Origin of the sequence: Acidovorax sp. Root267 (assembly GCF_001429215.1) — a bacterium.
GTDB classification, from domain to species: Bacteria; Pseudomonadota; Gammaproteobacteria; order Burkholderiales; family Burkholderiaceae_C; genus Acidovorax; species Acidovorax radicis.
Map to the genome: position 1 here is coordinate 681,798 of NZ_LMJC01000001.1, position 14,995 is coordinate 696,792.

At 65.1% G+C, this 14,995-nt stretch carries 17 protein-coding genes; 6 read left to right on the forward strand and 11 right to left on the reverse strand.

The window, feature by feature from the left end; all coding sequences use genetic code 11:
• Nucleotides 1–47: 47 nt before the first annotated feature.
• From ASE39_RS02960 to ASE39_RS02965, 3 genes are all read right to left on the reverse strand, one after another.
• Nucleotides 48–440, reverse strand: a complete 393-nt coding sequence (locus tag ASE39_RS02960) for a hypothetical protein (protein WP_010463177.1) — start codon at nt 438–440, stop codon at nt 48–50.
• A gap of 54 nt (nt 441–494) precedes the next feature.
• Nucleotides 495–659, reverse strand: coding sequence for a DUF1328 domain-containing protein (locus ASE39_RS25605; protein WP_010463174.1), 165 nt, complete (start codon nt 657–659; stop codon nt 495–497).
• Nucleotides 660–867: 208 nt separating this feature from the next.
• Nucleotides 868–2,250, reverse strand: a complete 1,383-nt coding sequence (locus ASE39_RS02965) for a CHASE3 domain-containing protein (protein ID WP_057270124.1) — start codon at nt 2,248–2,250, stop codon at nt 868–870.
• 124 nt (nt 2,251–2,374) lie between these two features.
• Between ASE39_RS02965 and ASE39_RS02970 the strand changes: the two genes are divergently transcribed.
• Nucleotides 2,375–3,007 carry a response regulator transcription factor gene (locus ASE39_RS02970; RefSeq protein ID WP_010463169.1) on the forward strand — a complete coding sequence of 211 codons (633 nt, stop codon included), beginning with the start codon at nt 2,375–2,377 and terminating at the stop codon, nt 3,005–3,007.
• 105 nt (nt 3,008–3,112) lie between these two features.
• Here ASE39_RS02970 and ASE39_RS02975 read toward each other — a convergent pair whose 3' ends face one another.
• The 4 genes from ASE39_RS02975 to gpmA form a co-directional block, all read right to left on the reverse strand.
• Entirely contained in the window at nt 3,113–3,541 is a 429-nt protein-coding gene (locus ASE39_RS02975) for a response regulator (protein ID WP_057270318.1), read from the reverse strand.
• Between the two features lie 113 nt (nt 3,542–3,654).
• On the reverse strand, nt 3,655–4,404 hold the full coding sequence (locus ASE39_RS02980; protein WP_057270125.1) for a HesA/MoeB/ThiF family protein: 750 nt from the start codon (nt 4,402–4,404) through the stop codon (nt 3,655–3,657).
• 82 nt (nt 4,405–4,486) lie between these two features.
• Nucleotides 4,487–5,923, reverse strand: a complete 1,437-nt coding sequence (locus tag ASE39_RS02985) for a S41 family peptidase (protein ID WP_010463164.1) — start codon at nt 5,921–5,923, stop codon at nt 4,487–4,489.
• Nucleotides 5,924–6,045: 122 nt separating this feature from the next.
• Nucleotides 6,046–6,789 carry a 2,3-diphosphoglycerate-dependent phosphoglycerate mutase gene (gene gpmA / locus ASE39_RS02990; protein ID WP_010463162.1) on the reverse strand — a complete coding sequence of 248 codons (744 nt, stop codon included), beginning with the start codon at nt 6,787–6,789 and terminating at the stop codon, nt 6,046–6,048.
• A gap of 87 nt (nt 6,790–6,876) precedes the next feature.
• Between gpmA and ASE39_RS02995 the strand changes: the two genes are divergently transcribed.
• The 4 genes from ASE39_RS02995 (at nt 6,877) to ASE39_RS03010 (ending at nt 9,249) form a co-directional block, all read left to right on the forward strand.
• Entirely contained in the window at nt 6,877–7,284 is a 408-nt protein-coding gene (locus ASE39_RS02995; protein ID WP_010463160.1) for a rhodanese-like domain-containing protein, read from the forward strand.
• Between the two features lie 68 nt (nt 7,285–7,352).
• On the forward strand, nt 7,353–7,613 hold the full coding sequence (gene grxC / locus ASE39_RS03000) for a glutaredoxin 3 (RefSeq protein ID WP_010463158.1): 261 nt from the start codon (nt 7,353–7,355) through the stop codon (nt 7,611–7,613).
• A 105-nt stretch (nt 7,614–7,718) separates the two neighbouring features.
• Nucleotides 7,719–8,177, forward strand: coding sequence for a protein-export chaperone SecB (secB, locus tag ASE39_RS03005; protein WP_010463156.1), 459 nt, complete (start codon nt 7,719–7,721; stop codon nt 8,175–8,177).
• A 58-nt stretch (nt 8,178–8,235) separates the two neighbouring features.
• Nucleotides 8,236–9,249, forward strand: coding sequence for an NAD(P)H-dependent glycerol-3-phosphate dehydrogenase (locus tag ASE39_RS03010; protein WP_057270126.1), 1,014 nt, complete (start codon nt 8,236–8,238; stop codon nt 9,247–9,249).
• 39 nt (nt 9,250–9,288) lie between these two features.
• Here the strand turns inward: ASE39_RS03010 and ASE39_RS03015 are convergent, their stop codons facing one another.
• A complete protein-coding gene (locus ASE39_RS03015; protein ID WP_057270127.1) occupies nt 9,289–9,975 on the reverse strand; it encodes a hypothetical protein in 687 nt (228 codons plus the stop codon).
• Between the two features lie 490 nt (nt 9,976–10,465).
• Nucleotides 10,466–11,710, reverse strand: a complete 1,245-nt coding sequence (gene lysA / locus ASE39_RS03025; RefSeq protein ID WP_010463150.1) for a diaminopimelate decarboxylase — start codon at nt 11,708–11,710, stop codon at nt 10,466–10,468.
• Nucleotides 11,711–11,821: 111 nt separating this feature from the next.
• Between lysA and ASE39_RS03030 the strand changes: the two genes are divergently transcribed.
• The gene (locus tag ASE39_RS03030) at nt 11,822–12,760 is read left to right on the forward strand and encodes a LysR family transcriptional regulator (protein WP_057270129.1); all 939 of its coding nucleotides are present in this window, start codon (nt 11,822–11,824) and stop codon (nt 12,758–12,760) included.
• A gap of 87 nt (nt 12,761–12,847) precedes the next feature.
• Here ASE39_RS03030 and coaD read toward each other — a convergent pair whose 3' ends face one another.
• Together coaD and ASE39_RS03040 are read right to left on the reverse strand one after the other, a co-directional pair.
• A complete protein-coding gene (gene coaD / locus ASE39_RS03035) occupies nt 12,848–13,348 on the reverse strand; it encodes a pantetheine-phosphate adenylyltransferase (protein ID WP_010463145.1) in 501 nt (166 codons plus the stop codon).
• A 146-nt stretch (nt 13,349–13,494) separates the two neighbouring features.
• On the reverse strand, nt 13,495–14,724 hold the full coding sequence (locus ASE39_RS03040; RefSeq protein WP_242421349.1) for a helix-turn-helix transcriptional regulator: 1,230 nt from the start codon (nt 14,722–14,724) through the stop codon (nt 13,495–13,497).
• Between the last annotated feature and the right edge of the window lie 271 nt (nt 14,725–14,995).

A 14,995-nucleotide genomic window follows, 5' to 3' on the forward strand; every position in this document is an offset into this window, starting at 1 on the left:
CTGTTGCACCCTCCGCGACCGGCGGACTGTAGGGAGATGGGTGCGGCTCAGTAGGCGTGCCGACGGCGCGACATCCACAGCACCAGCGTGGCCAGTGCCGCGCCCGAGGCGGCGGCAATCACCAGCGACTTGCCGGGTTGCTCGGCAACATATTTGTTCGTGGCGTCTGCGGCTTGCAGCATCTGGCGGCGGGCCCGGGCGCTTGTCTCTGCGCAGTAGCCAATGCTGCGTGCTGCAAGATCCTGCGCACGTGCAGCAAGATCGTCAATGACCGGGTCGGTCTGGCTGCGCAGCGCACGCACACCTTCCTCTGCTTTTTCCAACGAGTTGTTGGCGGCCGTGCGGGTGGATTGCACGGCGTCCTGTGCGCTCTGCAGCACGTCGTCGGCAAGATGGCGGGCGCTGTTGGCAACTTTATCGGTAGCGGTCTGGATACTCATGCGGAAACTCCTTGAAAGGGTGGATGCGGGTGCTTGATTGCGCGGTCCGGGGCGTCAGCCCTTTTTGAGCAGACCCAGTACAAAGGTCACGACCGCCATGATGACGAACACGAAGAACAGAATCTTGGCGATGCCCACGGCACCGGCAGCAATACCGCCAAAGCCGAACAGGGCAGCGATCAACGCGATCACCAGAAAAACAACTGCGTAGTGCAACATTTCTTTCTCCTTCTCCTCTTGAGGTGGCCGGTTGCCGGCGGTTGGGTTGGCACAAGAACTTCAGCGCCTGGGATTCACTGTAGGGAACCTTCGGGGCCAAAGATGCCGGTGCCCGGCGCGCGGGCCTGTCGGCGGCACAGCGAGCCGCCTGTAGGACGGGACCTGCTGCACCCCGGCTCGATCCTCGTCAAGCGTCCAGTGCGGGGACCTACGGCGACTCGGCGCTGCGGCGCTGCAGCGGCAGCACGGCGGAAACCAGGGTGCCGTTGCCAGGGCGGGAGGTAATGGAGAGCCTGCCGCCCGCAGACTCCACCCGGTGGCGCATTCCAGAAAGCCCGTGCGACGTAGGCCGCACCGTGGCCGGGTCAAACCCCTCGCCATCGTCGCGCACCTGGACGGCCACATGGGTGGGGTAGCCATGCACCGACACCAGCACCTTGCTGGCCTTGGCATATTTGCCAATGTTGGTCAACGCCTCCTGCACCATGCGGTACACCGTGAGTTGCGAGGCATCGGGCAGCTGGACCGCCTCCAGGCTGGTCTCGACCTCGATGCCCGCGCGCTCGGCGTATTCGCGCGTGAGAATCTCGATCGCGGCCGTCAAGCCGAGATTGGAAAGCGACGAAGGGCGCAGGTCCTCGATGATGCGGCGCTTGAGCGCAATGCCGCTGTTGAGCGTTTCGGTCAGGTGCTTGAGCCGTTCTGCCACTTCAGGGGCATTGGCGTCGATCTTGGATTTGAGCCGCGCCACATCGAGCTTTGCCGCTGTGAGCAACGCGCCCAGTTCATCGTGCAGCTCCCGCGCGAGGTGCCCGCGCTCGTCTTCGCGCACTTGTTGAAGGTGGTTCGCCAGCTCGGAAAGTGTTGCCGTGCGGACCTTCACAAGGCCTTCTAGGCGGTCTCGTTCGCGCTCCAGCAGGGCCTGCTCGCGCAGGTTGACCACCTGCAGCGCCTGCGCTTGGCGCAGGTACATGTAAAACGCCAACAAGCCAATCACGGTGACGGTGGCAATGCCGATGCGCGACAGCATGAGCGACTGCTCGATCTGCTCCTGACCTTGTTTCACGTGCTGGTCGCTGCGGGCAATCAATTCCAGCGCGTGTTTGCGGATCGCCTCCATGTGTTCCTTGCCCACATCGGTGTGCAGGATGAACTTCCAGGCATCTTCATTGCCCTGCCGGCGCAAGCGCAGGCTCAGCTCCATCTCCGCGAGCTTGCGGGATATCTGCCGCGACAGCAGCGCAAACTCCTGCATGTCATCCGGGGCGTCCATGAACAGCCCACGCAAGCCGTCCAGGTTGGTCTGCACGGTGGCCACGGCCTTGTCGTACGGCTCCAGGTAAGTCTCGTTGCCGGTGAGCAGGTAACCACGCTGCCCTGTTTCTGCGTCCAGCATGCTCTGCAGCAGCAGATTGACGGCCTTGCGCGTGTTCTGGCCGTGGGTCATTTGCTCCACCGCATCCTGAGACCGCATGTGGCCCGTTTCATTGATACCCACCAGCACCATGGCCGCCAGCAACGCCATGGGCAGGCTCAGTGCCATCCTGCGGACTTTGGGCAACCAGATGCGGGTGTTTTCTTTAAGACTCATACGCGGTATTCTGGATAATGTGTGTAGACCCGGGCACCACCCTGCCACCAGGGGTGAAGTGCCGGAACAATTTGCAACCAACAAACATCAGGAGCGGCATCACCGCCCTGCGAAAGAAAGATCGATGATCAAGATTGGCATTGTGGATGACCACGCGATTGTTCGTTCCGGGCTGCGGCAGTTCCTGTCGGAGCATGTGGATCTGCGGGTGGAGGGCGAAGCCTCCAACGGGCGCGAAGCCATCGACCTGGTGCGCAACAAGGAAATTGATGTCCTGCTGATGGACCTTTCGATGCCCGGCCAGAGCGGTCTGGATGCCCTGGCCATGCTGCGCGCCAAGGCGCCCGACATGGGCATCCTGATCCTGAGCGGATATCCCGAAGAGCACTATGCGATCAACCTGATCCGCCAGGGTGCGAGCGGCTACCTGAACAAGGAATGCGAACCCTCGGAAATCGTGGAGGCGATCCGCACCATTGCGCTGGGCCGGCGCTACCTGACGCCTGCCGTGGCCGAACTGCTGGCCCAGCAGCTCAATCGCAAGGATGACGCACCGCCCCACGAGCAGCTGTCTGAACGCGAGTTTCAGGTGTTCCTCAAGCTGGCCAAGGGGGAAACGGCGGGCGATATCGCCAAGGCCTTGTCTTTGAGCGTGAAGACGGTGAGCACCTACCGCACGCGGCTGATGGAAAAGATGAGTCTGTCGTCCAACAGCGATCTGACTTACTACGCGCTCAAGAACCGCCTGATTGACTGACATGGGGTGGCCTCAGTCCAGGGTCCTGGCGGCTTGCTCAGCCGGACAACAGGAGCGGTAAAAACAAGAAGCCCCGCCGCGCATCCCGCGCGGCAGGGCCGAACGTCACAGCGAGTGGCCAGGCGCCGAGAAGGATTGGTTGGCAGCATCCATTCCCGCAGGGCGGCTGCTGTGCTGGATGCAGTAATCCACCAGCGCATCAATTTCGTTGGATTTATCAAAAACCGCATCCACCCCGAGTTGCGCGCAGCGCATGCGCACATCGGGCGTCGCGTAGTTGCTCAGTACCACCATCTTCTGGCCGGGGCGGCGTGAGCGGCACGCCGCCAGCACACCCAGCCCGCTGCCCTGGCGCAGGAAAAGATCCACGATCGCCAGGTCCCACTGTTCGCCGTGGGTGGCAAGCCAGTTCTTGCCCTCGTCCTCCGTCTCCGCAACCCCTACCGCTTCTACGGACGCCAACTCTTCGAGCGTCCCGATCAGGTTCTCTCGAATGGTGGCGTTGTCTTCAACGATGTAGGTGCGGAGTTTCACAGAAGGGCCCAGTTTCACGGTCAGCGCACGTTTGCGCTTGTCGAGCCTCAAATTTAGAGGTTCAGCTGAACGGATTCTGCCAGCCACCACACGTGGATGTTGTAGGAATAATCCTACCGAACAACACACACCGTGCAGTGCGCAGCGCGCGCTACATTCATGGTGCTCCATTCCATGGTTCGCCCATCGAGCATCAGCAAGCGCCCCGCCAGCGATGTTCCGATGCCCGCGAGCAGCTTCAGGGCCTCAGCCGCCTGCATGGCCCCCACTACGCCCACCAGCGGCGCGAACACCCCCATGGTGGAACAGCGCACCTCTTCAAATTCCGCCTCGGGCGGAAAAATGCAGGCATAACAGGGCGACGCGGCGTGGCGCGGGTCCACCACCGTGATCTGCGCATCAAAGCGGATGACAGCCCCCGCAACCAGGGGCTTGCGATGGCGCACACAAGCTGCATTGATGGCCTGGCGCGTGGCGTAGTTGTCGCTGCAATCGAGCACCACCGAGGCGTCCTGCACCAGCGCATCCAGCACGGCGGCATCGGCACGCGCCTGCAACGCCGTCACCCGCACTCCCGGGTTGATGGCCTCCATGGCGCTGGCTGCCGACTCCACCTTGGGCCGACCCACCCGGGCAGTGGTGTGGGCAATCTGCCGTTGCAGGTTGGTGAGGTCCACCACATCTTCGTCCACCAGGGTGATATGGCCGACACCGGCAGACGCCAGGTACAGCGCCGCAGGCGAACCGAGACCACCCGCCCCCACGATGACCGCATGGGACGCCAGCACCTGCTCCTGTCCCTCGATGCCCATCTCATCGAGCAGGATGTGGCGGGAGTACCGCAGGAGCTGGTCATCGGTCATGGCGAAAATCTCTGAAAACTAAGGGCAAGAAAAAAGGCCGGATCTCGCTGGAAATCCGGCCTTCAGCGCAGGGAGCGAAAGCTCAATTCTCTTTCTTCTCGTCCTTGCGTTCTGTCAACGTCTTGCTGACCAGCACCGTCCGTCCCTTGAGCTGGTTCAGCGCCTGCACAAGCTGGAAGTCCTTGTCCGAGCCGAACTCCGGAGCCTTGCGTTCCGTGGCTGGCTTCTTGGCCTCTTCCTCCATGCGCTTGAGGGCGCTCTCGCGGGCCTTTTCACGGGCTTCGTCCTTCTTTTCCTCGCCTTGGCCGCTGCCCAGGTGCTTGTCAAGATCGGCCTCGCGCATACGCAGGGCCGCAAAGACGTTGCCTTCTTCCGACTCGTCGATCATCACATCGGGCACGATGCCCTTGGCCTGGATCGACTTGCCACTGGGGGTGTAGTAACGCGCAGTGGTCAGCTTGATGCCGGTATCCGGCCCCAGCGGGCGGACGGTCTGCACCGAGCCCTTGCCAAAGGTCTGGCTGCCCATGATGGTGGCGCGCTTGTGGTCCTGAAGGGCGCCAGCCACGATCTCACTGGCCGATGCGGAGCCCTCGTTCACCAGTACCACAAGCGGCACGGACTTGAGGGCTGCAGGCAGGCGGCGCAGTGGATCACCACCGCCGCGGCGCTGGTAGTAGTCGGGTGACGCCTTGTAGGTGGCCTTGCTGTCTGCCAGCTGGCCATTGGTCGTGACCACCGTGACGTTTTCCGGCAGGAATGCCGCCGAGATGGCCACGGCGGCATCCAGCAGGCCGCCGGGATCGTTGCGCAGGTCCAGGACCAGACCCTTGAGGTTGGGTTCCTGCTTGTAGACCTCTTCCACCTTGCGCACGAAGTCATCGACCGTGCGCTCCTGGAACTGCGACAGGCGGATCCAGCCGTAGCCAGGCTCCACCACCTTGCCCTTGACGGACTGGGTCTTGATCTCTTCGCGCGTGATGGTAACGGGGAAAGTCCGGCTTTCGTCCTTGCGGAAGATGGTGAGCGTGACCTTGGTGTTGGGCTCGCCACGCATGCGCTTGACCGCATCGTTGAGCGACAGGCCCTTGACCGCCGTTTCATCGATCTTGGTGATCAGGTCATTGGTCTTGAGGCCGGCACGGAAGGCGGGCGAACCCTCAATGGGCGATACCACCTTGATCAAGCCGTCTTCCTGGGTGATCTCGATGCCAACCCCCACAAAACGGCCCGAGGTACCTTCGCGGAATTCCTTGAAGGACTTCTTGTCGAAATACTGGGAGTGCGGATCGAGGCTGGCCACCATGCCGGAAATGGCGTCGGTGATGAGCTTCTTGTCATCCACCGGCTCGACGTAGTCGGTTTTCACGAGGCCAAACACCGCCGACAGCTGCTGGATTTCCTCCAGCGGCAGCGGGGTCATCGCGCCGCGGGCTACCGTCTGCAACGATACCGTCGTCAGAGCCCCAGCCACGACACCTACCGACACCCATCCTGCAATTTTGAGTTTGTGGCCCATACAACACCTTTTACCGCTTCAAAACCAATATACACCTTGGAAGGACCAAACCCGCTGCGGTTCCGCACAGGCGCTCACTTTCGACAGAATATCGGCAGGTTTTCCCTGTCTTTACCCCGGCTTCACGCCTTGCCTTGCGACGCGACCGCCGCTGCAGCCTTCGCGGCCGCCTCGGCATCGCCCAGATAGTAGTGGCGGATGGGCTTGAGATCGGCGTCGAGTTCGTATACCAGTGGGATTCCGTTGGGAATGTTCAGGCCCACGATGTCCGACTCGGAGATGTTATCCAGGTACTTCACCAGGGCGCGGATGGAGTTGCCGTGCGCCGCCACCACCACGCGCTTGCCCGAACGGATGGCGGGTGCCATGGCATCGTTCCAGAACGGCAGCACGCGGGCCACCGTGTCCTTCAGGCATTCCGTCAACGGCACGCTGCCTTCGGCCAGGGCGGCGTAACGGCGGTCGTTGCGCTCGCTGCGGGGGTCCGTAGCCTCCAGGGCTGGCGGGGGGGTGTCGTAGCTGCGGCGCCAGACCAGCACCTGTTCGTCGCCGTACTGCTTGGCCATGTCGGCCTTGTTCAGGCCCTGCAGGGCGCCATAGTGGCGCTCGTTCAGGCGCCAGTCCTTGACCACCGGCAGCCAGGTGCTGTCCATTTCGTCGAGCGCGTACCACAGCGTGTGGACGGCGCGCTTGAGCACGCTGGTGAACGCCAGGTCGAACTCATAGCCCTCGGCCTTGAGCAGCTTGCCGGCCGACATGGCCTGGGAGACGCCAGTGGGCGTGAGATCCACGTCGGTCCAGCCGGTGAAACGGTTTTCAAGGTTCCAGGTGGATTCACCGTGGCGGATGAGGACGAGTTTGTACATGGTTTCCCCAGGAAAGGCGGGTCAAAGAAATGCGGGCCAAAACCCAGCATTCTAGAATTACGCTGTTCGCCAACCCAAGGAATCTTCGTGAAATTCATTATCGACAACTGGTATCTGATCTTTGTTGCACTGGCTTCGGGCGGCATGTTGCTGTGGCCGGTCCTCAAGAACGCCAGTGGCGGCTCGCTGACACCCGCGCGGGCCGTGCAGCTCATCAACCGCGAAAAGGCGGTGGTCATCGACGTCTGCGAAACCGAGGAATTCGCCGCAGGCCACGTGAACGGTGCCAAGAACGTGCCCCTGGGCCAGCTCGAAGAGCGCCTGCCGACCGTGGTCAAGAACAAGGCCCTGCCCCTGGTGCTGGTGTGCGCCACCGGTGCCCGCGCCAACCGTGCCGTGGCCATGGCCAAGAAGCTGGGCTACGAGAACGCCCAGGCCATGGCCGGCGGCCTCAAGGCGTGGCGCGAAGCCAGCCTGCCTGTGGAAAAAGCCTGAACCGCCCCCAGTTATTCCATCAACGATAGGCTTGTGCCTGGTCTCGTTGCCCAACAGGAAGAACCGCCATGCAACCCGTGAAGATGTACACCACTGCTGTCTGCCCCTACTGCATCCGGGCCAAGCAGATCCTCAAGTCCAAAGGCGTGGAGCAGATCGAAGAGATCCGCATCGACACCGACCCCGCCGCGCGCGTCCATATGATGGAGATCACCGGCCGCCGCACGGTGCCGCAGATCTACATCGGCGACACCCACGTGGGTGGCCACGATGATCTGGTGGCGCTGGACAGTCGCGGCGAGCTGATGCCCCTGCTGGGCGCCGCCTGACCCCCTCACCGGGCGCTGCATAATGCAGCCCCATGTGCCCGCTGCGGGAGCTGATCCCCGGCGGGTTTCGTTTTGCTGAAACCCGTTTGCATAAGAGACTTCACCATGGCCGACCAAGAAAACCCCGTATTCCAGATCCAACGCGTCTACCTGAAGGACCTGTCGCTGGAACAACCCAATTCCCCCGGCATCCTGCTCGAACAAGAGCAGCCCAGCGTGGACATCCAGCTGGGCGTGGAAGCCACTCCCGTGGCCGAAGGCATCTATGAAGTGGCCGTGACCGCCACGGTGCAGACCAAGATCAAGGACAAGACCGTGTTCCTGGTCGAAGCCAAGCAAGCCGGCATCTTTGAAATCCGCAACGTGCCGGAAGACCAGATGGGCCCCATCATGGGCATCGCCTGCCCACAGATCGTGTACCCCTACCTGCGCGGCAACGTGGCCGACGTGATCAACCGCGCCGGCTTCCCGCCCGTGCACCTGGCCGAGATCAACTTCCAGGCCATGTACGAGCAGCAACAAGCGCAGGCCGCCGGCCAGGCTTCGCCCATCATCACGCAGTAATCATCAGCGTTTAGAGGCTTTTTGGCCTCTAGCGCTTGATAGATAAGCGCCAAAAGCTATGAAAATCATAGTATTGGGTGCCGGTGCCTGGGGTTCTGCGCTTGCCATGAGCGCGGCCCAGCACCCTGCCGGCCATGCGGTCACGCTCTGGGCGCGCGACGCCGCCCAGGCAGGCAGCATGCGTGGGGAGCGCCAGAACCTGCGCTACCTGCCCGGCATCGCCTTCCCCGCTTCCCTCACCATTGCAGACGGCGGCTTTGCCACGCTGCTGCCGGGTGCCGACCTGGTCATCGTGGCCACACCCATGGCGGCGCTGCGCGGCATGCTGCGGGCGCTTGCCGGCTGCACCGCCCCTGTGGCGTGGCTGTGCAAGGGTTTTGAGGCCGTGGCCACCGGTGCCGATTCAGCATCTTTTGGACTGCTGGCGCATGAGGTACAAGCGCAAGTAGCTCCTGATTTGATAGCAGGTGTTTTCAGCGGCCCAAGCTTTGCGCAGGAAGTGGCGCTGGGGCAGCCCACGGCCCTGGTGGCCGCCAGCCCCCATGCCGCCGTGCGTGATGCACTGGTCAACGCCTTCCACAGCCCCAGTGCGCGCGTGTACGCCAATGAAGACATCGTGGGCGTGGAAGTGGGCGGGGCGGTGAAAAACGTGCTGGCCATCGCCACCGGCCTGTGCGACGGGCTGGCGCTGGGGCTCAACGCCCGCGCCGCCCTCATTACCCGCGGGCTGGCCGAAATGACGCGGCTGGGCCTGGCGCTGGGCGCACGCCCCGACACCTTCATGGGCCTGTCCGGCCTGGGCGATCTGGTGCTGACCGCCACCGGCGACCTGTCGCGCAACCGGCGCGTGGGCATGCTGCTGGCGCAGGGCCAGACCCTGGCGCAGGCGGTGGAATCCCTGGGCCATGTGGCAGAAGGCGTCTACAGCGCCCGCACCGTGGTGCAGCGTGCACAGACCCTGGGCGTGGACATGCCCATCGCCGAGGCAGCCGTGGCCCTGCTCGACGGCCGCCTGCAACCTGCCGAGGCCGTGGCGCAGCTCATGGGGCGCGGCCCCCGGGGCGAGCTCTGAGAAGGTGTGACGCAGTCCCCTTGCACAGCACCGTGAGGGTTACCCCACCGACAGGCGCCGCAGCAGCCCCTCTTCATCGTCGGGGTGGAAAAAATACGGGTAAAAACTGCGCTCCTCGCTGGCCAGCTTGGGCTGGCCACCAAACTGGTCGATGAGGCGGCGCCCCTTGTCGGCGCCGATGTGCAGCAGCACGGCGGGCGCACCCACACGCTCGCACATGCGCTCGGGGCCGATCTGGTCAAAACACAGCATGCGCCGATAGAACGGGGCGTGGCGCGGATTCACCTCGATGACGATGTCGGTGGCCCGCCGTGCCCGGAAGGCCACGATCCACGCAATGTGGAAGATGGCACCCAGCACATGCTTGGAGCGCACCTCCGGGTCCATCGCGAGCTTGCCCATTTCGCAGATGCGCGCGCCGCGCTGGCGCAGTTCGGCGATGAACTCGGGGTACTGCTCCTCGGCCGCCAGGTGCCCGTCGTCCATGCGCACCGAAATCGTCCCTTGCGACTGCCCGTCGATCTGCACCACCAGGCTGCTCAGGTCGCAGTCGTGCGACAAGGTGGCCTGCATGCTGTAGCCCTTGCGGGCATACATGCGGGCCAGCAGCCCCTGGCCCTTGCGCGACAGGCGGATCTTGCAGGTCTTGGTCTCGAGGCAGCCCAGGCGGCTCAGGTACTCGCCCGGGTAGGCAAGCTCGACAATCGTCTGTTCTTCGGCATGCATGGGGACTCCAGTTCTTCTGATGCGCCCCACCTACCCGCGCCCTGTGCGTGGCGCCAAGCAGCCGGACCCTCGGCGCTCCATTGAGAGAGAAAGTGCAGCTTAGCGGCTTCCTCGTTCCATTGCAGCCCGGGGCAATGCGGGAAGCGGACCAACGGCCGGACGGCCTTGGCAAAAGGCATGCGGGGGCCACTCCCGGCACCGCCCAGCAAAAAGCCGCAGGGCACCCCGAAACGGGCGCCCTGCGGCTTTTTTTAGGACCCCTCGCGGGGCGCGATCAGAACACGCCGAACAGCATGAGCAACAGAACCACTGACAATGGGACGCCGAGCAGCCAAGCAATGATGGGCATAGTGATCTCCTGAAAAAGGTTGAAGGGGATAAGTGATTTCACTGTATGGCCCCGCTTTTCCCGCCCTTGTGCGCCTGCACTGCGCATGGCCGTAGGCGCATGCCTACCGGCTGTCGGAGCGGTACCCGCCCCCCAGCGCGATCAAAGCCCCTGTTCCAGCGCCAGCAGCTCGTCCACCGTCTGGCGGCGGCGGATGAGGCGCGCCTGGCCACCATCGACGAGCACCTCGGCAATCAAGGGGCGCGTGTTGTAGTTGGAGGACATCGATGCGCCATAGGCCCCCGTGTCGTGGATCACCAGCAGATCACCCACCTGGGCGCCTGGCAGGTCGCGCGGCAGCACCACGCCGCCATCGCCCTGCGTGAACACGTCGCCGGATTCGCACAGCGGTCCCGCCACCACGGTGGGGTGCTCTGCCTCCGTGGCGCCATCGCGGCGCAGCACGCTCATGGCGTGGTAGCTGCCGTACATCGACGGGCGCATGAGTTCGTTGAAGCCGGTATCGACCAGCACGAAGTGGTTGTTGCCTGCGTTCTTGGTGGCGCGCACCTGGCCCAGCAACACGCCGGATTCGGCCACCAGGTAGCGGCCGGGTTCGATCTCCAGGCCCAGCTTGTGGCCCACGATGGCCTCGGCCTGCTGGCGTGCAGCGTCCCACAGGCCGTGGTAGTGCTGGGTGTCGACCACCGGGTCGCCACTGCGGTAGGGGATGGACAGGCCACCACCGGCCGAGATGGCGTGCAGGTCATGCCCCGCCGCATGGGCCGTGCGCACCAGGCCCACCATGGCGCCGCAGACTTCGGCCAGGTGGCTGTAGTCCACGCCCGAGCCAATGTGCATGTGCAGGCCCACCAGCTTCAAGCCATGCTGCGCGATCGCGGCCAGCGCCGCAGGCAGGTCGGTGTGCCAGATGCCGTGCTTGCTGTGCTCGCCGCCGGTGTTGGTCTTGTTGCTGTGGCCGTGGCCAAACCCGGGGTTGATGCGCAGCCACACGGCGTGGCCGGGCGAGCGCGCGCCCAGCTGGTGCAGCATGTCGATGGAACCCGCGTTGACCGGCACGCCGTGTTCGACCACGCAGTCGAGCGTGGCGGCGTCGAACAGGTCGGCGGTAAAGACGATCTCTGACGACTCTCCGCCGGCCGTGTAGCCCGCCGCCAGCGCGCGCAGGATCTCGCCCCGCGAGACCGCATCCACCTTCACGCCCTGCTCGCGCATGAGCTTCAGGATGTGGATGTTGGAGCAGGCCTTCTGCGCGAAACGGATGGTCTCGAAGTTGGACACCTGGGCAATGCGCTGGCGGATGGTGGCCGCGTCGTACACCCACAGCGGGGTACCGAACTGGTCGGCCAAAGACCACAACTGGGCGGGCGAGAAGGGGTTGGACATGGAGACTCCGAAGACACAAGGCTGAATGGAAGCCCGGATGATGCCCTCTGGCAGGTATTTGGTCGAATGCTTTTATTTCCAACATTCATTCATTCTGGATATGCTCCGCGCATGACCGACACGCCACTGGCCCACCGCATCACCCACCGGCACATCGAAGTGTTTCGCGCCGTGATGACCGCCGGCAGCGCCACCGGCGCGGCCGACCTGCTGCACAGCTCGCAGCCCACGGTGAGCCGCGAGCTGGCCCGGCTGGAATCGCTGCTGGGCTATGCGCTGTTCGAACGCATCCAGGGCCGCCTGCGGGCCAACGCGCGGGCACTGGCGCTGTGGGACGAGGTGCAGCGCTCGTGGCAGGGCCTGGAACGCGTGGTGGGCCGCGCGGTGGCGCTGGGCCGTCCCGACGCTGTGCAGCTGGCAGTGCTGTGCTTGCCCGCGCTGGCGCACGCACTGCTGCCCGGTGCGGCGGCGCGGCTGATGCAGGTGCAGCCCCACGCGCGACTGTCGGTCACGCCGCAGGATTCGCCGCTGCTCGAAGAATGGATGAGTGCCCAGCGTTTTGACCTGGGCCTGTGCGAGCAGACCGCCGCCCCACCCGGCACCCGCGCCGAGGTGCTGCTCACCCTGGACGAAGTGGCCGTGCTGCCCGCCGACCACGCCCTGGCCCGGCAACCCGAGCTGCAGCTGGCGGACTTTGCCGACCAGCCCTTTGTGAGCCTGTCGGCCGACGACCCCTATCGCCGCATCATTGACGCGCGCTTTGCCGAAGCCGCCGTGCCACGCACGCTGCGCATGGAAACCCACAGCGCCGCTGCCGTGTGCGCGATGGTGGAGCACGGCCTGGGGCTGGCCATCGTCAACCCGCTGACGGCCCTGACGGCCGCGGCGAATGGCCGGCTGGTGGTGCGGCGGCTCGCGTTCTCGATCCCGTTCAGCGTGGCGGCCGTGCTGCCGCTGTACCGCCCACCGCTGCCTGAGGTGTTGCCCATGCTGGAGGCCCTGCGGGCCGAAGCTGCGGAAGTGGCGCGCCGCCTTCAGGCGTTGGCTTAGCCACCATCCCTGGCGGCACGAACGCTATTAATTAAATAGCTAGCAGCGCTTAACGGATAAGCGCCAGCACCTGTTTTCAGGCAAAACTCAGGGCGGCGTGAGGGTGCGGACCTTCTCGGCCAGCCGCTCCTGCACCGAGGGCGACACGAACTTGTGCACCTCCCCGCCCAGCACAGCAATCTCGCGCACAAAGGTGCTGCTGATGAACTGGTATTTGTCGCTGGGGGTGAGGAACACGGTTTCCACCTGCGGCATCAGGCTGCGGTTCATGCCCGCCAGCTGGAACTCGTAGTCAAAGTCGGTCACGGCGCGCAGGCCCCGCACCATGGCCTTGCCGCCACGCTCCACGACAAAGTCGCGCAGCAGGCCCGAGAAGGCTTCGACCTGCACCTGGGGGTAGCCCTTGACCGCCTCGCGGACCATGTCGATCCGCTCTTCCAGGTTGAACAGGGTCTTCTTGTGGTGCCCCGCCGCCACGGCCACGATCACGCGTTCGAACAACTGGGTGGCCCTGCGCACCACGTCTTCATGGCCCAGCGTGATGGGGTCAAAGGTTCCGGGGTAAACGGCGAGCACGTTCTGGGCCATGGCTGGTTGTCTCCTGTCTGGCGGAATGACGTTGGCCCCGGCCCCGGGCGCCTGCCCTGTGGAGGCCAGCCGGGCCGCGTGCGCGCATTATGCAGTGCACTGCAACATGAGGCCGCAGTGCACCGGCGCGTGGCGGACCTGCGCCGCTACGGGCCCGCCGGCAACGCTCCCTGCGCCACCTGGCCCGGCGCCAGCAGCATCAGCCGGGCCACCAGTGCCACCAGGTCTTGCTGGCGCTGGGTGCGCGTCTTGGCCAGGAGCGCGCTCATCTGCGTGCGCACGGTCGAGATGCGCGATCCGCGCGCGTCCGCAAAATCCTGCGGGGTCTGGCCGCGCATCAGCGCCAGCAGCAGGTCGGCCTCGGACGGGCTCAAGCGGTAGGCCTGGCGGGCCAGGGCCACGGCGGCCTCGCTGCACAGGCTGCGCTCCAGCACCACCCAGGCGACGCCCGGCGCGCGCAGGCACACGCCCAGCGCGGCCAGGTCGCTCAGGGGCAGCGTCACCAGCAGCAGCCCGCCCTCCGTGCCGGGCAGTTCCACACAGCCACTGCGCCCCAACAGTGACTGCTGGAACAGCGCGCGCAGCGCCGCATCGGCCGTGCTGGCCAGCAGCGGACCGCGCAGCAGGGCCCGCAGGGCGGCGCTTTCCGGCCGGGCGCTCAGCAGCCGGGTGCGCGCATTGGCGTGCAACAGGCGGCCCGCCGTGTCAAAAAACAGCAGGCCCATGGGCATCTGCTCCATGAGCGACTCCACGCCCTGGGTGCGCGCGCGCAGGGCCACCATCTCGCGGTGCAGAAACGCGGCGCGCTGCACGCCGCCAAACTCCGCGCGAAAGCGCGCGACTTCCTCCGGCGCAAACCCCTCGTCATCCCCCTGGCGGTACACCGACATGAACAGATTGCCCACCGGGTGCGACGCGCCCTGGCTGCCGCCAAACATGCGGGTTCCGATGCCGTATTCGCGCAGGAAGTCGCTGTAGATCTCGGTGCGGCGAAAGCCACGCGTGGCGTGCACGGGCGCGTCCGTGGCCACCCAGGTGCCCGCTGCGCCCAGGCGCGCGCGCTGCGCCATCGCGTCGTCCCACAGCGGGTCCTGCAGCCGAAAGTGCGTGGCATAACGCCGCGCCGCCTCGGGGGTCACGCCCATCGCCAGCAACGCGGGCGCGCCGTCGCTCGAGGGCGACTGCAGCCAGTAATCCACCTCGGGGTGCGCCGCAAACTCAGCGCCCCACTGCGCCAGCTGGCCCAGGCCGCTGGCCAGGAAGGCGCCACCGAGCAGGTCCGCGCGAAAGCTGGCGGCATAGCGGGCCAGCGCGCCGCTCCAGCGCGCATCGTCGGCCACGGAGCCCAGCAATTCGCCCAGAGCGTGGTGCAACAAAAATCTTTCCCAAAGTGGCCCTTCAAGGGCCTGTTCACGATCTCGCCGGGCACCGGGCCACCCGGACGTCCTGGCCGCCCCGAAGACCGGTGCGCGAGGCTCTGAGGCCTCGCACAACGAAGAGCGGCGGATGGTACGGCCCACCGGCTGCCGCCACATCGTTCAAGCGAATGATGTCGCACGGCGCCGACGCTTGCGACCACTTGTTACCCAAAGAGACATCCCGCCCGTTCACCGCGCCAGAGCAGTGCGGACCCACGCGACTCCTCCA